The sequence below is a fragment of the Bradyrhizobium barranii subsp. apii genome (assembly GCF_011516635.5).
Classification (GTDB): Bacteria; Pseudomonadota; Alphaproteobacteria; order Rhizobiales; family Xanthobacteraceae; genus Bradyrhizobium; species Bradyrhizobium barranii.
The window spans coordinates 2401171-2422045 of the sequence record NZ_CP096255.1 but is presented as its reverse complement, the minus strand read 5'-3'; the positions used below and the strand labels follow the sequence as shown (position 1 = coordinate 2422045).

The 20875-nt window shown below is 63.8% G+C and carries 24 protein-coding genes; 11 read left to right on the top strand and 13 right to left on the bottom strand.

Translation table 11 applies throughout. From position 1 onward, the window contains the following. Window positions 1–267, bottom strand: a complete 267-nt coding sequence (locus HAP41_RS11545) for a DUF2277 domain-containing protein (protein ID WP_028152312.1) — start codon at window positions 265–267, stop codon at window positions 1–3. Between the two features lie 242 nt (window positions 268–509). Here HAP41_RS11545 and HAP41_RS11540 point away from each other — a divergent pair, with 242 nt between their 5' ends. The 3 genes from HAP41_RS11540 to HAP41_RS11530 all read left to right on the top strand — a co-directional run bounded on the left by HAP41_RS11540 (window position 510) and on the right by HAP41_RS11530 (window position 2450). Then, on the top strand, window positions 510–1571 hold the full coding sequence (locus HAP41_RS11540; protein WP_166102179.1) for an alpha/beta fold hydrolase: 1062 nt from the start codon (window positions 510–512) through the stop codon (window positions 1569–1571). 18 nt (window positions 1572–1589) lie between these two features. Further along, complete coding sequence (locus HAP41_RS11535) at window positions 1590–1931, top strand: MmcQ/YjbR family DNA-binding protein (RefSeq protein ID WP_166102188.1); 342 nt, start codon at window positions 1590–1592, stop codon at window positions 1929–1931. A gap of 165 nt (window positions 1932–2096) precedes the next feature. Further along, window positions 2097–2450 (top strand): hypothetical protein, encoded by a 354-nt coding sequence (locus tag HAP41_RS11530; protein ID WP_028152315.1) that lies wholly within the window; start codon window positions 2097–2099, stop codon window positions 2448–2450. Between the two features lie 5 nt (window positions 2451–2455). Here the strand turns inward: HAP41_RS11530 and HAP41_RS11525 are convergent, their stop codons facing one another. Next, a complete protein-coding gene (locus HAP41_RS11525; RefSeq protein WP_085405162.1) occupies window positions 2456–2698 on the bottom strand; it encodes a hypothetical protein in 243 nt (80 codons plus the stop codon). 45 nt (window positions 2699–2743) lie between these two features. Beyond that, window positions 2744–4168 (bottom strand): S8 family peptidase, encoded by a 1425-nt coding sequence (locus HAP41_RS11520; protein WP_166102193.1) that lies wholly within the window; start codon window positions 4166–4168, stop codon window positions 2744–2746. A gap of 171 nt (window positions 4169–4339) precedes the next feature. Here HAP41_RS11520 and HAP41_RS11515 point away from each other — a divergent pair, with 171 nt between their 5' ends. After that, window positions 4340–4942, top strand: coding sequence for a pyridoxamine 5'-phosphate oxidase family protein (locus HAP41_RS11515; protein ID WP_166102198.1), 603 nt, complete (start codon window positions 4340–4342; stop codon window positions 4940–4942). Window positions 4943–5119: 177 nt separating this feature from the next. Here HAP41_RS11515 and bfr read toward each other — a convergent pair whose 3' ends face one another. From bfr to HAP41_RS11500, 3 genes are all read right to left on the bottom strand, one after another. After that, window positions 5120–5608: a bacterioferritin gene (gene bfr / locus HAP41_RS11510; protein ID WP_014492874.1), complete on the bottom strand. Its 489-nt coding sequence runs from the start codon at window positions 5606–5608 to the stop codon at window positions 5120–5122. A 131-nt stretch (window positions 5609–5739) separates the two neighbouring features. Then, window positions 5740–6012 carry a (2Fe-2S)-binding protein gene (locus tag HAP41_RS11505; protein ID WP_166102202.1) on the bottom strand — a complete coding sequence of 91 codons (273 nt, stop codon included), beginning with the start codon at window positions 6010–6012 and terminating at the stop codon, window positions 5740–5742. Between the two features lie 161 nt (window positions 6013–6173). Beyond that, entirely contained in the window at window positions 6174–6470 is a 297-nt protein-coding gene (locus tag HAP41_RS11500; protein ID WP_224580881.1) for a hypothetical protein, read from the bottom strand. A gap of 135 nt (window positions 6471–6605) precedes the next feature. Here HAP41_RS11500 and HAP41_RS11495 point away from each other — a divergent pair, with 135 nt between their 5' ends. Together HAP41_RS11495 and HAP41_RS11490 are read left to right on the top strand one after the other, a co-directional pair. Next, window positions 6606–6932 carry a hypothetical protein gene (locus HAP41_RS11495; RefSeq protein ID WP_166102207.1) on the top strand — a complete coding sequence of 109 codons (327 nt, stop codon included), beginning with the start codon at window positions 6606–6608 and terminating at the stop codon, window positions 6930–6932. Between the two features lie 211 nt (window positions 6933–7143). Continuing rightward, a complete protein-coding gene (locus tag HAP41_RS11490; protein WP_071910256.1) occupies window positions 7144–7425 on the top strand; it encodes a hypothetical protein in 282 nt (93 codons plus the stop codon). Between the two features lie 100 nt (window positions 7426–7525). On the opposite strand, the gene HAP41_RS11485 is transcribed toward HAP41_RS11490, so the two are convergent. Beyond that, entirely contained in the window at window positions 7526–8752 is a 1227-nt protein-coding gene (locus HAP41_RS11485; RefSeq protein WP_166102212.1) for a lytic murein transglycosylase, read from the bottom strand. Between the two features lie 7 nt (window positions 8753–8759). Next, a complete protein-coding gene (gene ettA, locus HAP41_RS11480; RefSeq protein ID WP_166102215.1) occupies window positions 8760–10409 on the bottom strand; it encodes an energy-dependent translational throttle protein EttA in 1650 nt (549 codons plus the stop codon). A 236-nt stretch (window positions 10410–10645) separates the two neighbouring features. Here ettA and HAP41_RS11475 point away from each other — a divergent pair, with 236 nt between their 5' ends. Continuing rightward, window positions 10646–10861, top strand: coding sequence for a hypothetical protein (locus tag HAP41_RS11475; RefSeq protein WP_166102217.1), 216 nt, complete (start codon window positions 10646–10648; stop codon window positions 10859–10861). A gap of 133 nt (window positions 10862–10994) precedes the next feature. Continuing rightward, complete coding sequence (locus HAP41_RS11470; RefSeq protein ID WP_166102219.1) at window positions 10995–11957, top strand: D-2-hydroxyacid dehydrogenase family protein; 963 nt, start codon at window positions 10995–10997, stop codon at window positions 11955–11957. Between the two features lie 56 nt (window positions 11958–12013). Here HAP41_RS11470 and HAP41_RS11465 read toward each other — a convergent pair whose 3' ends face one another. Then, entirely contained in the window at window positions 12014–13210 is a 1197-nt protein-coding gene (locus HAP41_RS11465) for a L,D-transpeptidase family protein (protein WP_166102223.1), read from the bottom strand. 366 nt (window positions 13211–13576) lie between these two features. Here HAP41_RS11465 and HAP41_RS11460 point away from each other — a divergent pair, with 366 nt between their 5' ends. Beyond that, window positions 13577–14347, top strand: coding sequence for a hypothetical protein (locus HAP41_RS11460; protein ID WP_166102225.1), 771 nt, complete (start codon window positions 13577–13579; stop codon window positions 14345–14347). 2 nt (window positions 14348–14349) lie between these two features. On the opposite strand, the gene sseA is transcribed toward HAP41_RS11460, so the two are convergent. The 3 genes from sseA to HAP41_RS11445 form a co-directional block, all read right to left on the bottom strand. Then, a complete protein-coding gene (gene sseA, locus HAP41_RS11455; protein ID WP_166102227.1) occupies window positions 14350–15204 on the bottom strand; it encodes a 3-mercaptopyruvate sulfurtransferase in 855 nt (284 codons plus the stop codon). Window positions 15205–15390: 186 nt separating this feature from the next. Then, a complete protein-coding gene (locus HAP41_RS11450; RefSeq protein ID WP_166102229.1) occupies window positions 15391–15804 on the bottom strand; it encodes a rhodanese-like domain-containing protein in 414 nt (137 codons plus the stop codon). A gap of 56 nt (window positions 15805–15860) precedes the next feature. Continuing rightward, complete coding sequence (locus HAP41_RS11445; RefSeq protein WP_028156289.1) at window positions 15861–17036, bottom strand: vWA domain-containing protein; 1176 nt, start codon at window positions 17034–17036, stop codon at window positions 15861–15863. Window positions 17037–17159: 123 nt separating this feature from the next. Between HAP41_RS11445 and HAP41_RS11440 the strand changes: the two genes are divergently transcribed. Both HAP41_RS11440 and HAP41_RS11435 read left to right on the top strand, forming a co-directional pair. Continuing rightward, the gene (locus tag HAP41_RS11440) at window positions 17160–17405 is read left to right on the top strand and encodes a GlsB/YeaQ/YmgE family stress response membrane protein (RefSeq protein ID WP_028152331.1); all 246 of its coding nucleotides are present in this window, start codon (window positions 17160–17162) and stop codon (window positions 17403–17405) included. Between the two features lie 92 nt (window positions 17406–17497). Next, window positions 17498–18340 carry an AAA family ATPase gene (locus HAP41_RS11435; RefSeq protein WP_063981465.1) on the top strand — a complete coding sequence of 281 codons (843 nt, stop codon included), beginning with the start codon at window positions 17498–17500 and terminating at the stop codon, window positions 18338–18340. 66 nt (window positions 18341–18406) lie between these two features. Here HAP41_RS11435 and HAP41_RS11430 read toward each other — a convergent pair whose 3' ends face one another. Continuing rightward, window positions 18407–20578 (bottom strand): hypothetical protein, encoded by a 2172-nt coding sequence (locus HAP41_RS11430; protein WP_166102232.1) that lies wholly within the window; start codon window positions 20576–20578, stop codon window positions 18407–18409. Window positions 20579–20875: the final 297 nt, after the last annotated feature.

Below are 20875 nucleotides of genomic sequence, written 5' to 3'. Positions count from 1 at the left end.
CTAACCGAACCGCAGCCGCGAACGCTCCTTGGCCTTCTCCGCCTCGATCTCACGGTCCCGCGCCGGCGCATGGGTGTGCAGCGAAGTCAGGAGCTTTCGCGCAGCCGCCGACACTTCCGCGACCGCAAGCTCGAACGCCTCTTCATTGGCCTGCGACGGCTTGTTGAAACCGGAAAGCTTGCGCACAAACTGGAGCGCGCTGGCGTGGATCTCGTCCTCCGTCGCGGGCGGCTCGAAGTTGAACAGCGTCTTGATGTTGCGGCACATGCAGGCTCTCCCGTAGCGGTGTTCCCCTGAGGACGATCGGCGAGGCCGAAATCCTACATCCCGGGCGCAGCCGTGTCATAGGCAGGACCAGCCATATCTGATCCGCAATTATTCCCCTTGCGCGCCGCACCATCGGGGAATGTTTTTCGGGGGGCGATGATGGGTCCGGTCTCGATCCTCCGTGACCAGCTGATAAGATCGCGTCCAACGCGGCCGACCATGAGCCGCATGGGGAGAGAAACATGAAAACGTCTTGCGCGGCGCTAGCGGCCATCCTGCTGTCCATCGCAACGCCGGTTATGGCCGCCGATTATCCAGCGCCGAAGCAGGGCGACTGGATCGCCAAGGACTTCAAGTTGCACACCGGCGAGACCATGCCGGAATTGAAGCTGCACTACACCACTGTCGGCGAGCCCTCTGGCCAGCCCGTGCTGGTGCTGCACGGCACCGGCGGCTCGGGCGCGAGCATGCTGTCGCCCGCCTTCGCCGGCGAGCTGTTCGGTGCGGGACAGCCGCTCGATGCGTCCAAATATTACATCATCATCCCCGACGCGATCGGCCACGGCAAATCGTCAAAACCGTTCGACGGCATGAAGACGAGCTTCCCGAAATACAATTACGACGACATGGTCGAGGCGCAGCATCGCCTCGTGAAGGAAGGCCTCGGCGTCAAACATCTGCGGCTCGTGATCGGCAATTCGATGGGCGGCATGCAAACCTGGCTGTGGGGCGAGAAATATCCGCAGGAGATGGACGCGCTGGTGCCGATGGCCTCGCAGCCGACCGAGATGGCCTCACGCAACTGGATGATGCGGCGGATCATGCTCGACACCATCAGCAACGATCCCGACTACAACGGCGGCAACTACACCAGCCAGCCGCGCATGATGAAATACGCCATCACCGCCTACGGCATCGCCAGCATCGGCGGCACTCTCGCCTATCAGCAACAGGCGCCGACCGCGGCCAAGGCCGACAAGATCGTCGACGAACGGCTGGCGACACCGATCACGGCGGATGCCAACGACTTCCTCTACCAGTGGGGCTCCTCGCAAGACTACAATGCCGGTGACAAGCTCGAGCAGATCGAGGCGACCCTACTGCTGATCAACTCCGCCGACGACGAGCGCAACCCGCCGGAGACCGGCATCACGGACGCCGCGATGAAGCGGGTCAAGAGCGGCAAGCTGTATCTGATCCCCGCGAGCACCGAGACGCGCGGCCACGGCACCACCGGCAACGCGAAATTCTACGTCGAGCAGGTCAGGCAATTGCTGCAAACCGCGCCGCAGCGGACGATGTGAGCGGAGCGGCAAGACCGCATGTCGAATGCTCGCTTTCGCAAGGCTGCGCTGGCGCTTCCCGGCGTCATCGAGGGCGCACATCACGGCCATGCCGACTTTCGTGTCGGCAAGCGCGTGTTCGCGACGCTGGGCTATCCCGATGAAAAATGGGGCATGGTGAAGCTCACTCCCGACCAGCAGGCCGTGCTCATCGACGCGGAACCGGAGATGTTTCGTCCGGTCCCCGGCGCCTGGGGCAGGAGCGGCAGCACGAATGTGAAGCTGGCGAAGATCGATCGGGTGACGTTGCGGAGCGCACTCGAGATGGCATGGCGCAATGTCGCGCCTAAGTCGCTGCTTGCATCGCTTGAGACGCGATAGGAAGGACCGTACGTGCAGGCTCGCACTGTGCGTCTGGCTGGCCGCCCATACCGCAACGCATCATATGCGGCGCCTCTCGCGCCGCATATTATTTGAGCATGCATTGCGCTGACAGCTCGGGCTTAATCGCATCAACGATACGAATCGAACGCGACGGAGGATCGCATGCACAGGCTCGCGCTGTGCGTTTGGCTGGCCGCGACGATGGCGCAGACGAGCGCCGCGTTCGCGTTCGACAACGGCCAATACGACCATGTGCCGCCCGACATCCGCGCCTGGTTCAAGAGCGTGATCGCGCCGAACGGCGTGCCCTGCTGCGACATCTCCGACGGCCATCGCACCGACTACGATGTGCGGGGCGGCACCTATTGGGTACCGATCGAGGGACAGTGGATGGAGGTGCCCGAGCGCGCCATCATCCGCGATCGCGGCAATCCGGTCGGCCAGGCCGTTGTGTGGTACGTCCACCATCGCGGCGCGATCATCATCAGTTGCTTCGTGCCGGCCGATGCGGTGTAGGCCGCTCAGGCCTTGAGGTCTCGCCTGGGCGAGGCCTCGACATATTCGATGTCATCGCCGAAATCGTCGAGCGCGGCACGAACGGATTTGGCGTCGGCCTCGGCGACTGTGAAGATCGCGGCCAGGTTTTGCCGCTTCTGTCCCGGAAACAGGCTCTCGGCGGCATAGCCGGCATCGCCGAGCGTCTTGATGATCTTGCGCCGCCGGCGCTGATCGACATGGTCGTGGAATTTGAATTGCACGGACATGATGCAAAGCTAGCCGCTCGCGGCACCCGATCAAGGTCGCGGAATCTATTTTCGTCCCTTTCTCGCCGGCTTCGCCTTTGCAGCCTTCTTGGCAGTCTTCCTGCCCGATTTCCCTGCCGCTTTCGCGCGGCCGAGCGCAGCGGCAACGTCCAGCAGGCCGGCGCCGTATTCCGGCGTAAAATCCTTGCCTCGCATCGCCGGCAATTTGGTCGCAGTCGCGATCAGGCGCTTGGCGACCGCAAGTCCGGACGCCCTGGATTTTGCCTTGTTGATGTAGACGAGCGCAGCGGCACCGGTCACATGCGGTGTTGCCATCGACGTTCCGGGCCAGGAATCGTAGCTTGTATGGTCGGCGAAGCTTGCCTTCACCTGGGGCACCGTCGACAGGATGTTGACGCCCGGCGCGACCAGCTTGATGTGCTTCCCCGTATTGGAGAACGAAGCGCGCCGATGGGACTCGTCGACGGCGCCAACTCCGATCGTGTCCACGTAGCCCGCCGGGTATTCCTTCGGATTGCCGTCCTCGAACTCGTTCCCCATCGCGGTGGAGATGACGACGCCGGCTTCGATCAGTTCGGCGAAGGCCGTCGCTTCCGTCTTTGAATGGTCCTCGCCGCCAATGCTGAGGTTGATGACCTTGATGTTGGAATCGAGCGCGGCCGCGAGCGCCTTGCTGTAGAAATCGAAGTTGAAATTCTCGTCGTCGCCTGCGCGCTTGGGATCGTCGAACACCTTCCAGCAGTGCAACCGGCAATTGGCCAGGCCTGCGATACCGACCGAGTTATTGACCACGGCCGCGATCGTGCCGCTGACATGGGTGCCATGACCGAGAAAATCACGCGGTCCGTTGCCGTCGTGCCGATATTCCTCGATCGCGTCCACGAGATCGGGATGTCCGGCGTCGACACCGCTATCGAGCACAGCGACATGAACCCGCCCCGCACCTGGCCGCGGTCGATCGAACCATCTGATGGCGCGAAGCCCCCACTGCCTGATCTTCATGGGATCGGCGGCGGCACTGAGCCACCGGTTGGGAACGGGCTCAACCAGATCCACCGCCCTGGAAGCACGCAGGCGCTTCAGGAGGCCCGCATCGACCTTCCCGTCCTTCAACTGCACGATCTGAAATCCGGCCAGCGCCTCCCGCGGCGGCGCCGTTGCGGAGCGTGCTATCGAGCGGTGAACCGCGGCCAAAGCCATCGCCTGGGGCTGCGCGGGTGCCTCATCGTCGCCGACCACGAACAGCGGCTTCATCGACTGAAGCCCGAAATTGTCGCGCAGGAAATCGATCGGACCTCTGACGTCGTCGGGCATTGCAGCCATCAGCGCGCGTGACGTTGTCGCCTGAAGCGAGGCTGCCGCGATCTGCCGGGCAGCGGCCGGCTTCAACCGAACGATCAATTGTCCCGGGACATGCTTGCGACGGCGTGGCCGATCGCCCGCCACCCGCATTGCCTGCGTTGGGGCCATGACGAATTCCTCGCTTGAAAAGCAACAAAGTACGACACCCGTTATAAGCGAAATTTCTGGTCTACGCCACCTGCGTCATGCCGTGGCTACACTGGGCCGCACCTGCTTATTTCGGGGATAGCGATCGAGCCGGAGAATGCTATCTTGTGGCCCTCAATCAGGGAGACCTTCGTGACCGATCTTTGCGCCGAAGACCTCGCCACCATCTATGCCAAGCCGAGCCCACGCGTGGTCGCAAAGGCGCGTCCCGCGATCGATGCGCATGCGAAGAAATTCATCGAGATGTCGCCGTTCTGCGTGCTTGCAACGTCAGGCGTCGACGGCAGCGTCGATGCATCGCCGCGCGGCGGAGGGGTTGGCTTCGTCCATGTCGCCGGCCCCAACCAGGTGCTGATGCCCGACCGTGCCGGCAACAACCGGATCGACAGTTTTCGCAACGTCGTCGAAGGCTCGGGCTTCGTGCATCTGCTGTTCTTCGTCCCCGGCATCGACGAGACGCTGCGCGTCGGCGGACGCGGCACGCTCTCGGCCGATCCGGATCTGCTCGCATCGATGGTGGAATTCGGCAAGCCGCCGCGCGCGGTCTTGAACGTCGCGGTCAGCGAAGTCTATTTCCACTGCGGCAAGGCGCTGATGCGCTCGAAGCTATGGTCACCGGAGAAGGTGCAGCGCTCGGTGATGCCCAGCATCGGCCAGGTCATCCACGACCAGACGGGCCTGGGGGAGCCGGAGAGCCAGGAGATCGTGGAAGAGCGCTACAAGACGCAGCTGTAGCTCTGGCACCAACCACAGTGTCGTCCCGGACAAGCGCAGCGCCGATCCGGGACCCATAACCACAGGCCGTGGTTTGACGATGACTCGGAGTTACCAGCTCGCGCCGCAATTACTCCCTGTGGTTATGGGTCCCCGCATTCGCGGGGACGACACCGAGTATGCGGCTAACGCCGGAGCTTAGTGCCCCTCGCCCTCGAGCCCGCCGACGTGCTTCTGCGTGTACAGTTCGAGGCCGATGCGGCCGATCAGGTCGAGCTGGGTTTCGAGGAAGTCGATGTGGTGCTCCTCGTCGCTCATCAGCTTCTCGAACAGGTCACGGGTGACGTAGTCCTTGGCGCCGTTGCAATAGCCGGCGGCCTCCTGGTAGAGCGCCCGCGCGCTCATCTCGGCGGCGAGATCGCACTCGATGATCTCCTTGACGTTCTGGCCGATGCGCAGGGGATCGAGCACCTGCATGTTCGGGAAGCCGTCGAAGAACAGGATCCGCTCGGTGAGCTTGTCGGCGTGCTCCATCTCTTCGATGGACTCCTTGCGCCAGACCTTGGCCATGTCCCGCAGGCCCCAATTGTCGAGGAAGCGGTAGTGCAGCCAGTATTGGTTGATTGCAGTCAGCTCGTGGCGCAGCGCCTTGTTGAGATAGTCGATGACTTTTGCGTCGCCCTGCATGATGCACTCCAAATCTTGCGTCCAAATCGGCCCTAACCGACTTTAGAACGCTTCTAAATCAGTTTAAGGACGAGAGCAACCGGCCACGGGGACGCAGCCGGGGAAAAGCTCAGTCGAAATTGCGGAAGTTTTCAGCAGGCCGCGAGGGCGAACCGGGTGAGCTCGGCCGTCTCGTCATTGGCGGCCACGGTGTGGCTGTGCGGGCAGCCCGAGCAGCAGGACTTGGCGCAGGGGCCAAGCGTTTCGTCGATGATGGTCTTGATGGTACGGGCGCAACGGCCGCATTCGGCGCTACAGCCGAGGCATCCATAGACCTGCTTGGCATGACGTACGGCGTCGTCCGACTCGGCGACCGCGGCTCGGATGTCGTCATCGCTCAGCACGTTACAGGAACAAACGATCATGGAAGCGGCAGGCCCTTCGGTGATGCGTCATCATCGATATTTAAGGGGCCGTCCGGATGCAAAGGGAAAAACCGGTATTTGAAGCTATTCCAAACTGGCCCGGAAACAGCCTAGAACGGCTCTAAAATAGGTAATTGTGCTGGATCAAGATCTTGGCGGACCTAGTCCCCGCCACCGCCTCCACCACCATCGCCGCCACCTCCGCAATCCCCGCCACTGCTACCGCTATCGCTGCTGGAACAGCTGTCGCTCGAGCTCCCGGAGCTGTCGCTGGAAAACCAACTCCCCAGCGAGAAGCCGTCGCTGGCCCCTGAATAGCCGTCGCCGTTACTCCCTCCGTCACTGCCGGCCCCCGCGCGCGAGCGCCGTCCACGGTTCTGGAGATGGGTGAACCAGCCATAGCCAATCGCGAAAATGACCCCGGCAGCGATCAGAGTATTCATCATCGCGTTGCCCATCGTCGTCTCCCTCGCGGACCTGCGATCCATGAATTGGTCGCTCCCGACAAAGGTGCCGTTCATTGATCATTCAAACGAAGTATGGAACTTTACCCCCCAAAGAGTTCCCACCTGTTCGTGCGAAAGGTCACGCCAATGAAGAAGTTCTTACTGACGGTCGCCGCCGTCGCCACCCTGGCCCTCGCGGCCGGGACACCGGCCCACGCTCAGCGTGGTGTCGCCGCCGGCGTGGCCGCCGGGATCATCGGTGGCGCCATTGTCGGCGGCGCGCTGGCGTCTCCGTATTATTACGGACCCGGTCCGGGCTACTCCTATGGCCCCGGCTATTACCCGCCGCGCTACTACGCGCCGGGTCCCGGCTATGTCGCCGACGACTATTACGGCGACGGCTGCGTCTGGCAGAGGCAGCGCTTCTGGGATGGCTACGCCTGGCGCACCCGCCGCGTCAGAGTCTGTGGCTGAGGCGCGCTGAACAGGTTCGCTACGGACGCGCCGTTCATCTCCGGGCCTGAAAAAGACCGCTTTTTCTCGTCACAGCTCCGTGCGCGTTTACCGTGGATTGACCAATTGCGCGCTTCCTAGCTGCACGGTCGATTTCATCAGAGTGTGCGTGAACCTTTGAAACCCGGGCGCTCCTAACAAGGGACGTCCATCTCCCAGGAGAGCCAAGAGCATGAAGAAGACTTTTGTTGCCGCCCTCACGGTTGCGACGATCGCCGGTTCGCTGGTGACCGCCACTCCGTCCGCGAAGGCCCATGACGGCGTCGGCGCCGGCATCGCAGCCGGCCTGATCGGTGGCGCCATCGTCGGCGGCGCCATCGCGTCGAGCCGTCCCGCCTATGGCGGACCGGTCTACATTGCCGAGCCCCCGCCGCCCGCGCCCTGCTACTGGCAGCGCCAGCGCTATTGGGACGGTTACGGCTGGGTCGTCCGCCCGGTTCGCGTTTGCTACTGATCTGATCGCAGGATCCGATCGCATGGCGCATCCGCGCCGCGATCGAAGCCCGGCCGAGCACCTCGGCCGGGCTTTTTTCTTTGGTGAAGAGTTGAGCCCGTTACCGCGCCGCCTGGATCGAGCGCAGCACCTCTTCGCTCGGCCAGCAATCGACCTTGATGCCTGCCGACTTCTGGTAGGCGCCGAGCGCCGCGCGCGTCTGCATCCCGGCCTTGCCGTCGATCTTGTCCTTGTAGAGCCCGACGCGCGTGAGCCCGCGCTGCATGGTCTCGACGTCCTTGGTGCGCAACTGCTTGGAGGCCGCCCATTGTGTCGCGAACGGCAGCGGGCTCGTCATGCGGTCGCCGAGATGGCCGACGAACAGCACGTAGAGGTCGGAGAAATTGTACTCCTTGATGACGAAGTAGTTCTTCGTCGTCAGGAACGACGGGCCGTAAATGCCTTCCGGCTGCAGCAGCGAGGCCGGCTGCGCCTGCTCGGCAGCGCTCAGCTTCTCGCCACGCACCGGCACAAAACCTTCGCGCAGCCACTGGCCGATCGGTTTCGTCACCTCGGGCACGCCGCTGGTGCAATCGACCTTGGCCGGCGCCTGCACCTCGTAAGCCCAACGCACGCCGCTCTGCCAGCCCTTGTTGACGAGCTGTTGCGCGGCCGAGGCCAGTGCATCCGGCACCGAATGCCAGATGTCGATGCGGCCGTCGCCTTCGAAGTCGACACCGTGCTTGTAATATTCGGACGGCAGGAATTGCGTGAGCCCGGTGGCTCCTGCCCAGGACGAGCGCATGTCCTTGCGCGTCACCACGCCCTCGCCGAGGATCTTCAGCGAGAGGATGAACTCGTTGCGATAGGTGTCCTTGCGTCGCCCGACATAGGCCTGCGTCGCCAGCACGCGCACGAGATCGTAAGGCAGCGTGTAGCGGCCGTAATCGGTCTCGCGGCCCCAGATCGCGAGCATGATGGTGGCCGGCACGCCGGATTTCTTCTCGATCTCGCTCAGCGCCGGACGATATTTTTGCAGCAGCCGCTGCCCCTCGCCCGCAAGCCGCGCGATCGAGGCTTCCTTGACGTAGTCGGCCGGCACCTGCACGAACTCGGCCTGCGACGGTGCGCCGGTGGCAGGCCGTCCGGGCAGGATCAGGTCGGGGAGCTTGTAATCAGGCTCGAGCCCGCGCGTCTGCTCATCGAATGTCGCGCGCGACACGCCGGCGGCCTGCGCCTCCGGCCAGAGCGAGGCGATGAACTGCGTGAAGGCGGCGTCGGCAGCGCGGGCGGGCGACAGGCCGCAGATGATAGTGATCACCGCAGCTATGAGCGCCCGCCGCATCATGCCCTCATCACCGCGTCAGCTTCTTGTACTTCACGCGATGCGGAATGATGCTGTCCTGGCCGAGCCGGCGCATCTTGTCCTTCTCGTAGTCCTGGAAGTTGCCTTCGAACCATTCGACGTGGCTCTCGCCTTCGAAGGCCAGGATGTGGGTCGCGATGCGATCGAGGAACCAGCGGTCATGGCTGATGATGACGGCGCAGCCGGCAAAATCCTCCAGCGCCTCTTCGAGCGCGCGCAGCGTGTCGACGTCGAGATCGTTGGTCGGTTCGTCGAGCAGCAGGACGTTGGCGCCGGACTTCAGCATCTTGGCGAGATGCACGCGGTTGCGCTCACCGCCGGAGAGCGCACCGACCTTCTTCTGCTGGTCGGCGCCCTTGAAGTTGAACGACGAGCAATAGCCGCGCGAGTTCACTTCCTTCTTGCCGAGCAGGATCAGCTCGTTGCCGCCGGAAATCTCCTCCCACACATTCTTGTTGCCGTCGAGCGCGTCGCGCGACTGGTCGACATAGCCGAGATGCACGGTCTCGCCGACCGTGATGGTGCCCTTGTCCGGCGTTTCCTGCTTGGTGATCATCTTGAACAGCGTGGTCTTGCCGGCGCCGTTGGCGCCGATCACGCCGACGATGCCGCCTGGCGGCAGCTTGAAGGTAAGGTCGTCGATCAGCAGGCGATCGCCATAGCCTTTGCTGAGCGTTTCGAAATCGACGACGTTGGCGCCGAGCCGCTCGGCGACGGGGATGATGATCTGCGCGGTCTGGGTCTGCTTCTCGCTCGCCTGCTTGAGCAGATCCTCGTAGCGCTGGTAGCGCGCCTTGGATTTGGCCTGACGCGCCTTCGGTGAGGACGCGACCCATTCCTGCTCGCGCGCGATCGTCTTCTGATGCGCGGCGTCCTCACGGCCTTCCTGCTCGAGCCGCTTCTGCTTCTGCACCAGCCAAGACGAGTAGTTGCCCTCGTAAGGAATTCCCTTGCCGCGGTCGAGCTCGAGAATCCAGCTCGTGACGTTGTCGAGGAAGTAGCGGTCGTGGGTAACGATCAGGATCGCGCCGGGATAGTTGCGCAGATGGCCTTCCAGCCAAGACACGGACTCGGCGTCAAGATGGTTGGTCGGTTCGTCGAGCAGCAACAATTCGGGCTGGTCGAGCAGCAGTTTGCACAGCGCGACGCGCCGGCGCTCACCGCCCGACAGTTTCGTCACATCGGCATCGTCGGGCGGACAGCGCAGCGCGTCCATCGCCTGGTCGACCTTGCTGTCGAGATCCCAGAGGCCCTGGGCCTCGATCTCGTCCTGCAGCTTGGTCATCTCGTCGGCGGTTTCTTCCGAATAGTTCATCGCCAGCTCGTTGTAGCGATCGAGGATGGCCTTCTGCTTGGCGACACCCAGCATGACGTTCTCGCGCGCGGAGAGCGCCGGATCGAGATGCGGTTCCTGCTCGAGATAGCCGACGCGGGCGCCCTGGGCGACCCAGGCCTCGCCGTTATACTCCTTGTCGAGGCCGGCCATGATCTTGAGCAGCGTCGACTTGCCCGAGCCGTTGACGCCGAGCACACCGATCTTGGCGTCCGGGTAGAACGACAGATGAATGTTATCGAGCACCTTCCGGGTCGGGTAGCTCTTGGTCAGGCCCTGCATGAAATAGATGAACTGGCGCGCCATCGGTCCCGTGAAACCTTCGATTTGAGGAAATTTGCTTGCCGCCGATGTAACGATCCCGCCCCCAAAGGGCAATGTTTTCCCTCCGTTCACCACGGATCAATACGGAATGGACACCATCCGGCCGCCGATCCGGACAATTGAAACCATTTTTTAATAAAGTGGGCCAAAGCTCGTCATGGCGCCGAAAAAGACGCCACCCGCGGCAGAAGCGGCGGGGAGAACAGCGAGGCCGCATCATGGCTCTGATCGAGACCAATTCCATGGCCGTTCCGGCACGAGCCGGTAGCGCTTCCGGACTCGTCACGGAGATCAAGGGCTTCTGGAAGCGTTTCTTCGCCACCGCTTTCAACCCTTACCGCCCCGAGCTGCATTACATGCGTGGGCCCGGCCCCGCCTGGCGCGCCAAGCACGGCATGGATACGCCGCTCCGCCTCAAGCCCCGCGACCTCTGAGCCCTTCTCTCCTATCGGATTTTTGAACACGTCAGCTGCTTGCGCGCAGGCGTGATTGCGCGCAACCATGGCCAGGTTCCGACGATGGCGCTCCCCGCCTGGCGCCATCACCTCTCGCCATGGATGAAAGCTGATGACGCGGCTGCGCTGTGCAATTCTCGACGACTATTTCAACCTCGCCCTCGACGTCGCCGACTGGCAAAAACTGTCCGACCGCGTCGACGTCACCGTGTTCAGCCATCCCTTTGCCTCGGAGCAGGCCGCGGCGAGCGCGCTGGCCGATTTCGAGATCATCTGCGCGATGCGCGAGCGCACGGCGTTCCCCAAGAGCCTGTTCGCGTCGCTGCCGAAGCTGAAGCTGCTTTTGACCTCCGGCATGCGCAACGCCTCGATCGACATGGAGGCTGCGAAGGCGCAGGGCGTTGCCATCGGCGGCACGCAATACTCCCGCGATCCGACCGCGCCGCTGACCATGGGCCTGATCCTCGAACTGACCCGCGGCATCGGCCGCGAGAATGCGCGCATGCATGCGGGCGAGCCCTGGCAGACCTTTGCCGGTGTCGAGATCGAGGGACTGACGCTGGGCGTCGTCGGGCTCGGCAAGCTCGGCAGCAAGATGGCGAGCATCGCGAAAGCATTCGGCATGAACGTGATCGCCTGGAGCCCGAACCTCACGCCGGAGAAGTGCGCGGCGGCCGGCGTCGGCTACGCCACCAAGGAGGAGCTGTTCGCCAAGGCCGATATCGTCACCATCCATGTGGTGCTGAGCGATCGCTCACGCGGACTGGTCGGAGCTGCCGATCTCGCGCGGATGAAGCCGACGGCCTTCCTCGTCAACACCGCGCGCGGTCCGATCGTGGACGAGCAGGCGCTGCTCGAGGCCTTGCAGCAGCGGAAGATCGCGGGCGCCGGCATCGACGTATTCTCGGTCGAGCCGCTGCCGGTCGACCATCCCTTCCGCAAGCTCGACAATCTCGTGCTGACGCCGCATCTCGGCTACGCCACCGAGGACGGCTTGCGCATCCATTACGGGCAGATGGTCGAGGCGATCGACGCCTTCACCGGGGGTCGCGAGCTGCCGCGCAAGCTGGCCTGAAACGAAAAGGGCGTGCCGACGGCACGCCCTTCGCGATTTGAGCTATTTCGAAGCGCTTAGCGCACGGTGACCGGCGCGGGCAGCGGCGGCACCACGGTCGGCTGGGTGCCCGGGACGGGGCCAGCCTGGGCAGCCATCGGAGCCGGACCGGCAGCGCCCGACGTCGGCGCAGCGGAGGCGGTCGCCGTTCCCGGCGGCGGGCCACCCGGCATCACCACCACGCGGGTGCCGACCTTGACGCGGTCGAACAGGTCGGAGACGTCCTCGTTCAGCATGCCGATGCAGCCCGACGACACGAACTTGCCGATGGTCGAAGGCTGGTTGGTGCCGTGGATGCGGTAGACGGTCGAGCCGAGATACATCGCTCGTGCGCCGAGCGGATTGCCGGGGCCGCCGGCCATGAAGCGCGGAAGATAGGGCTGACGCTCGATCATCTCGGTCGGCGGATGCCAATCCGGCCACTCGGCCTTGCGGGTGATCTTCTGCACGCCGGTCCAGGTGAAGCCATCGCGGCCGACGCGGACGCCGTAGCGGATCGCACGGCCGCCTCCGAGCACGTAATAGAGGTAGGTGTTCGGGGTATCGACGATGAGCGTTCCAGCCGGCTCCTTGGTCGCCAGCGAGACTTCCTGACGGCGCAGGTTCGGCGACAACTGCGCGGGAGCAGCGTCGGGCTGCTCCTCGGGCGGCAGCGAAGCGATCGCCATCGGCCGGCCATCGTTGCCCACGGGCGGCTGGCCGGACTGAACCGTTCCGGTCGCGGCGGGGCCGCCAACGGCCTCCGGCGGACGCAGGCCGTCCCTGCCGGGTGCCTGACCCGGACGATCGGCATAGATCACCGCGGGCGGGCCGGCGGGGCGGCCGTAGCGGGGATCGTCGGGCGACATCACGGGGCCCTGCGGCGGCGCCGCCGAATAGATCGGCGGAGCGCCAGCCGGACGGCCATAGCGCGGATCATCGGGCGACATCACCGGCCCCTGCGGCGGGGCGGCGGAATAGACCGGCGGAGGGCCAGCCGGGCGGCCGTAACGCGGATCGTCGGCCGGACCGGGCGGCGGCAGCGACGCCTGCGGCATCGCGTCGTCTTCGTCGTCCAGCGAGTCGAAATTCGGCGTGCGGTCGCCGGGGCGATATTCGGCCGGAGCGCCATAGCTCGGCGCCTGCTGGACCGGATAGCTCTGAGCCTGTGCGAGCGAGGTTCCCGCCGCAGCGACTGTTGCGGCAGCGCATATCGTCAGAAAATGTTTGATCATCATCGCTCTTGTATAGTCCCCGAGCCCATCCGGACCGTTAACGGCCAGATGACCGAAGATAGCGGCACATTCAAGACATTACAGGCTGATTTGTGCCTGAGTTAGCGATTTGTGATGCAGGCACACACAGTTGCCTCGTTGCATCAGGGGGCGGAAATCGCATCGGGCCGCAGATTGCCGGAGTCTCCGGCCCCGAATTTAAGGGAACGGCGCGGAGGCGTTGCGATATGTTCGAATCAGCCTGATTCGCCTCCGCTCTGAGCTTCTGTCCCGGCGTGGCGAACGGCAATCAGTACCGTCACCGCGTTCAGATGGCTCTTGGGTCCCGGCCGCCACCCGCCGGGGCGGAAATTCGTAACCCGTCCGATGCTTCCCGGCTTTCGCTTCCTGTTTGCCGCGATCCTGCTGTCAACCTCCATCCTGGTGTTCGGCCTAGGTGCCGCCGCGCTGCTGCGGGCCACCCACGAGCAGTATGTCAGCAACCCCTCCTGGCGGAACGGCCCACAGGAGAAGGTGTTTGCGCAGGTTTCCGAGCAGGCCCAGCCGGTGCTCGCGGCGCTCCGCGCCGAGCCTGAGGCGGCCGCCGAGCCCACGCCATCGCTGCGCGACCGGGTGCCGACCATCGGCTTGCCAACGAACGAGCCCGAACAGGTGGCCGCCCTGACGACCGAGCCCGACGTGCCGCCGCAGGTCACCGAGGCCGCGCCTCCCGCCGCCGAACCGGTGCAGGCCGAGGCCACGACGGAAGCCATCGCGCCGGCTCCTGCCGACACGCTCACCCCGGCCGACACCACGGCATCGATCACCGAGGCCACGCCTGCCGTGACCGCCAGCGAACCGGCGCCGGCCGATCCCGGTGTGGCCCTCGCCTCCCCGGCGCCCGACATTGCCCCGGCCAAGGTGGCCGCGCTGAACGATCCGGCGGCGCCGGCCTTGAAGGATGCGCCCGCGAAGGCCAAGGGAGACGCGAAGGCGGACAGCAGCGCCCCGGACAGCAAAGCGGCCAAGCGCCAAGCGAAGGCGAAGAAGCGACACCGCATGGTGCAGCGTCCTCCGCCTCAGCAGTTGCGGCAGAGCTATGATCCGTTCGGCCAGCAGCAGATGCTGGCGACAACGGCCACGCGCACGCGCCAGTAAGGTTACGCCGGCCCGGTCGCGACCGGCGGGCCGCCGGCCTGGCCCCATTCCGACCACGAGCCGTCATAGAGCGCGGTGTCGGTGATGCCGAGGCGATAGAGTGCGAGCGTCAACACGCCGGCGGACACGCCCGAACCGCAGCTCGTCACGATCGGCGCATCGAGCTTGACGCCGGCGCTCGCGAAGGCGGCGCGGAGATCGTCGAGCGGCTTCATCTCGCCGGTCGCGGCATCGAACAGCTGATTATAGGGCACGTTGCGGGCGCCGGGGATGTGGCCGGAGCGGATGCCCGCGCGCGGCTCGGGCGCGCGGCCCTCGAAGCGGTCGGCGGCGCGTGCGTCGATCACCTGCTCGGCCCGGCTTTCGACGTTGGCGATCAGTTGCTGCATGCTGCGCACGCGTTTTGAATCGTAGCTCGCCCTAAACGTCGCGGGCTTCGGCTTCACCTCGCCACTCTCGACCGGACGCCCCTCGGCGCGCCACTTCTTCAGCCCGCCATTGAGGATGCGCACATTGCTGTGGCCAAAGGCCAGGAACATCCACCATGCGCGGGGAGCAGCAACCCAGCCGCCGGCATCGTAGAGGACGACGGTGTCGGCATTGGAGATGCCGAGTTGGCCTGCGTCACGGCCGAACTGCTCGGCGCTCGGATACATGTGCGGCAGCGGGTTGGAATGATCCGACACCGCATCGACGTCGAAGAACACGGCGCCCGGCAGATGCGCTGCGAGATAATCGTCCTTCGGCAGCGGCAGCACGCCCGGCAGCTTGAAGCTGGCATCGAGGATCTTGACGTTGGCGTCGCCAATGTGGGCGGCGAGCCATTCGGTGGAGACGAGGGGGTCGGTGGCGGTCATGCGAGATCTTTCTTGTCATTCCGAAGTTGAAGCAATGCGCATCAAACTCCGCTGTCATCGCCCGGCTTAACCGGGCGATCCAGTATTCCAGAGGCGGTTGTGATTGAGCCGAGAAGCTGCGGCGTACTGGATTCCCCGCGAAAGCGGGGAATGACAGCGGAGATTGGAGTGGCAGCGAAGCACCCCTCACCCCTTCTTCTTCGGCTCCCACTGCTCCACCGGACCGCCGGCATCGCGCCAGGCGGCATAGCCGCCGGCGATGTGGGCGACGGGCTTCAGGCCCATGTCCTTGGCGGTCTTCGCCGCTAGCGCGGAGCGCATGCCGCCGGCGCAATGGAAGACGAATTTCTTGTCTTCCTGGAAGATCGGTTTTGCGTAGGGGCTCTGCGGATCGATCCAGAATTCGAGCATGCCGCGGGTGCAGGCGAACGCGCCGGGGATGCGGCCGTCGCGCTCGATCTCGCGGGGGTCGCGGATGTCGACGATGACGACATCGCCGTTCTTGGAGATCCCGATGGCCTCCTTGGCGTTGAGCGTCTCGATCTCGGCATTGGCCTCGTCGATCAGCGCCTTGATGCCGCGGGTGATGGTCTGGGGCATGTGGTTCTCCCTCTTGTCGGCCTCTGCGCGGCCGTCCGAACCGACGGCGCGTACAGCTAGTGCGTCAATTCCTTCATCGCACCCTCGAGCCCCTCGATCGTGATCGGGTACATGCGGTTGGCAAAGATGCGTTTGATGATGGTGGTCGATTCCGAATAGTCCCAGTGCTTCTGCTGCACCGGATTGAGCCACACCGTATGCGGATAGGTGCGGATGATGCGGTCGAGCCAGACCGAGCCGGGCTCCTCGTTGACATGCTCGACCGAGCCGCCGGGCACCATGATCTCGTAAGGCGACATCGATGCGTCGCCGACGAACACGACCTTGTAGTCGTGCGGGTATTTGTGCAGCACATCCCAGGTCGGCGTGCGGTCGGTGAAGCGGCGCTTGTTCTGCTTCCACACGCCCTCATAGAGGCAGTTGTGGAAGTAGAAATACTCCATGTGCTTGAACTCGCTCTTCGCCGCCGAGAACAGCTCCTCGACCTGCTCGATATGGGAATCCATCGAGCCGCCGATGTCGAAGAACACCAGCAGCTTCACCGCATTGCGCCGCTCGGGCCGCATGTGGACGTCGAGATAGCCGTGATTGGCGGTCTCGCGGATCGTGGTGTCGAGATCGAGCTCATCAGGCGCGCCGGTGCGCGCGAATTTGCGCAGGCGCCGCAGCGCCACCTTGATGTTGCGGATACCGAGCTCGACATTGCCGTCGAGATCCTTGAACTCGCGCTTGTCCCACACCTTCACGGCACGGTTGTTGCGGTTCTTCTCCTGGCCGATGCGAACGCCTTCGGGATTGTAGCCGTGGGCGCCGAACGGCGAGGTACCGGCAGTGCCAATCCACTTCGAGCCGCCCTGGTGCCGGCCCTTCTGCTCCTCGAGGCGCTTCTTCAGCGTCTCCATGAGCTTGTCCCAGCCCATGGCCTCGATCTGCTTTTTCTCCTCCTCGCTGAGGTATTTCTCGGCAAGCTTCTTCAGCCACTCCTCGGGGATCTCCGCCTTCTCCATGGCGTCGAGCAGGCTTTCCAGCCCCTTGAACACCGTGCCGAAGACGCGGTCGAACTTGTCGAGGTTCCGCTCGTCCTTCACCAGCGAGGTGCGCGACAGATAGTAGAAATTCTCGACCGAGTAGTCCGACAGATCAGCGTCGAGCGCCTCCATCAGCGTGAGGTATTCGCGCAGCGTCACGGGGACCTGCGCATCGCGCAGAGAAGTGAAGAATTGCAGGAACATGGGTGACAGATTGCCCGTCGGGGGGCGAACGTCAAGGGGCCGAGCCCGCCGCGGGACGCTGGACCGGTCGGCTTTTTGCTCTAGAATTGACCGTCTCACGGGGTTGTTTTGGGGACGTTTGCAATGGGAATTCTCGCAGCGCTCATCATTGGCGCGATCGCCGGCTGGCTTGCCGGCAAGATTGTCCATGGGGCGGGATTTGGGCTGATCGGCAACATGGTGGTCGGCATCATCGGCGCGCTGGTGGCGAGCTGGGTGCTGCCGCAACTGCATATTGCGCTGGCCACCGGCACGATCGGCGCGATCGTGGACGCCACCATCGGCGCGGTGATTGTGCTCGTCATCCTTTCGCTGATAAAACGGGTCTGAAAGCCTGACCGAACCAGGAACGGCCGCCATGAGCGGCCGTTCCGTTTGTTGGACCAGGGCGATGCCCGGCCGACGACCAACAAGGACGCGCGATGAAATTTACCGGCACCAAGGACTATGTTGCGACCGACGATCTCAAGGTCGCCGTCAATGCCTCAATCGTGCTGGAGCGGCCGCTGCTCATCAAGGGCGAGCCCGGCACCGGCAAGACCGTGCTGGCGGAGGAAGTGGCGAAGGCGCTGAACGCGCCGCTTTTGACCTGGCACATCAAGTCCACCACCAAGGCGCAGCAGGGCCTCTACGAATACGACGCGGTGTCGCGCCTGCGCGACAGCCAGCTCGGCGATGCCCGTGTCTCCGACATCAGGAACTACATCAAGCGCGGCAAGCTGTGGGACGCCTTCACCGCCGAGCAGCGCCCGGTGCTCCTGATCGACGAGATCGACAAGGCCGACATCGAATTCCCGAACGACCTCTTGCTCGAGCTCGACCGCATGGAATTCCATGTCTACGAGACCGGCGAGACGATCAAGGCGAAGCAGCGCCCGATCATGATGATCACCTCCAACAACGAGAAGGAGCTGCCGGACGCCTTCCTGCGCCGCTGCTTCTTCCACTACATCAAGTTCCCCGACGCCGACACCATGGGCCGCATCGTCGACGTCCACTTCCCCGGCATCAAGAAGCGCCTGGTCGAGGAAGCGCTGCGCATCTTCTTCGAAGTGCGCGAGGTGCCCGGTCTGAAGAAAAAGCCCTCAACCTCCGAGCTGCTCGACTGGCTGAAGCTGCTGCTCAACGAGGACATGAGCGTGGAGCAACTGCGCGAACGCGACCCGCGCAAGCTGATCCCGCCGCTGCACGGCGCGCTGCTCAAGAACGAGCAAGACGTGCACCTGTTCGAGCGGCTGGCGTTTTTGAGCCGGAGGGAGGTTTGATCTGCCAGCGCGCAGAGACAACCTGACCGCAATTCCTACTGCTACTCTGGGCCGCGCTTCCCCGCGTCATCTCGGATTCGGATGACCGTCAAGGCGGAGCTGATAAACGAAATAGGTTGGGGTACAGAACCCGATCTGTCGGCTTCTCAAATTATTCAACGCCGGGACACTGACGTTGAACCTTGCACTCGTGACAAAATCCGGCATCTGCTGGCAAATATAGTCCTCGCGGCAAAACCGCGACGCCGAGCATGTGTTCAGGAGGCCGCGGCCGACGCCAGCGGCGAAAATGCCGCTGTCGAAATATCCCTTGGCCATCTGCTCAAAGCCCTTGCCTCCGACGATCGCGCAGATTTCCTCGGGCGCGCTGCCCGGCCGGATCACCGCCAGCGACGCCTCCTCGGGCTTGCAGGGGCGCGTGACGCGGCCCAGCGGCACGCCGATCTTCGTTGGACGGCAGTTGTAGCCGTAGCCGCTCAATTTTCCTTCCGGCAGCTTGTAGACGAGTTCTTCCTTGCTGACGCGGTCGCTGAACGCGCGCAGGTTGAAGCCGAGCGGGTTGTTGGCGGCGGTCTTCGCTGTGGAGTCCTCGATGACGTTTGAGCGGCAGCTCAAACCCGCGGCGACATTCTGTGCCGCGGGCACGCATTGGCCGAGATTGGAGGAAGTCGCAGCGTTCGTCACCAACGCCTGACAAGTGAGGTTACGCGTGGCATTGCAGCTCCATTTCGCGGCCTGCGCCAGGTCCGCATTCAAAGGGCACGGCATGTTGTCGCCGGCGACAACATAAGCCGGATTTCCGCTTTCCCAGGCCGCCGGGGGCGCCGAAGGATGCGGGCGAAAACTGTTCGGCGCCTGACCGAGCGAAACCCGCTCGACATAGTTCTTGCGGCGAACAAGTTCCGCGTAGACATGGGGCGAGAACGGCAATTGCAACTCGTTACCGTCAAGGGCGTTTCTGATGGCGTCCGCGTCGCGGCCGAAATCGAACCGGTCCACGCCGAGAAAATGGAATCCGGCGGTCGAGGATGATTGATGGCAGCCCATGCAGGACGACGTGTTCAGGCGTTCGAGCAGACCCGCGCCGGATTGCACGAATTTTTGTGACCTCCCGGGGACACCCGCCGCCGCGACGATCCGTGCCGCCTGCTCGCTGCCGATTGCGAGATCGAAGGGACGATTGGCCATGCGCGCGCTGCCGGCAGTGGAAAAACTCAGCGCGATATCGGCCTCCAGGCTCTCCGGTATCCTGAAGGTGCCGTTGTCGATCTCGGCGATGTGGCCGGCGAGATAGTCCTGCAACTGCTTCTGCTTGGCGGGATCCTTCAGGATTGCCTGCACATCAGGCGTATTTTCCAGCCGCGTCGGCTGAAACTTGCCATCCCTCAGCGCGAAGATCCGCATCCAGTAGATCGCCTGTCCGGCGAACTTGCGATTCTCCATGTTTTCGAGGTCTGATGGGAAGCGCACCACCTGCGCATTGATCTCCATCTGCTTGAAGATCAGTCGCGAAAAATCCAGCGGCCCCTGCAGCAGGCGTTGGGCAACCACCGCCGGATCGTCAGTATCGATCCCGGCGACGCGCCAGAGGGAGGCGACGTCCTGGCAATTCCTGCCGTCATCCGCGTAACTGAACACCATGTTCACGGTGAACGGCATGCGCGACGCGTAGGTCTTGCCGTTCATCCTCACTTCGTAGCCGAGCCGGTAGATGAAGCGCAATTCGCCGCAATGCGCGGAATCGAAATCGCGGCGGTCCATCCGATTGACTACGCCCGACAGGAGGAACAATCCGTCGCTAGAACCGAGCCATTTCTCGTTAAACACGCGCGCAACATTGCCATTCAGCCGCAGCGTCTTGCCAGCGTCCGTTTTGGCCGACTTCGGGTCGTAGGTTTTCAGGACCTCCTTTTCCCAATCGATGCCGAGTCCCGCTGTGATACGCGTGATGTCGGCGGACATCACGGCAGCGAACTGCGCGTAGGTCCCACTGAATTGAGACAAATCGCTCGCCCGCGTCGGGCCGTCGGCGACCGACGGCTGCGGCAGCTTTTGCGCGGCGTGAACTTTCCTGAACAGGGTCACCAGCGAAAGCGCGGATGAATTGTCATGATCGAGCACCGCGAGCAGAGGTTCCTGGCTGATCAGGGTCGTCACCTCTGCGGAAGCCCGGGGAGATTGGGCAAGGCAGGGAGAGATCGTGAGGATCAAGAGGCAGAGTATTGAGATGAAGCGCATCTGCTGTTTCTACTACGTCAAGGCGCATCCTGCAATTTAAGGGTGAATGTCCCGAGGAGCCTGCGCTCGGGGAAAGAGGGAAAGCGCTCGCTCTCCACATCGTCATTGCGAGCGCAGACACGCCGCAGCATCCTCGCGGCGCATTTCGCCCGAGCTTTGCTGTCTCCGTCACGCCCTCCAGGAAAGAGGGCGCAGGGAAGACCGGGTGCCGGCTGGCACCCACGGTCCGCTGTGCGAAAGCACACGCAGAAGAACTGCACAGCGGCATACAGGTGAAGCCATACACACGGCCTTCCC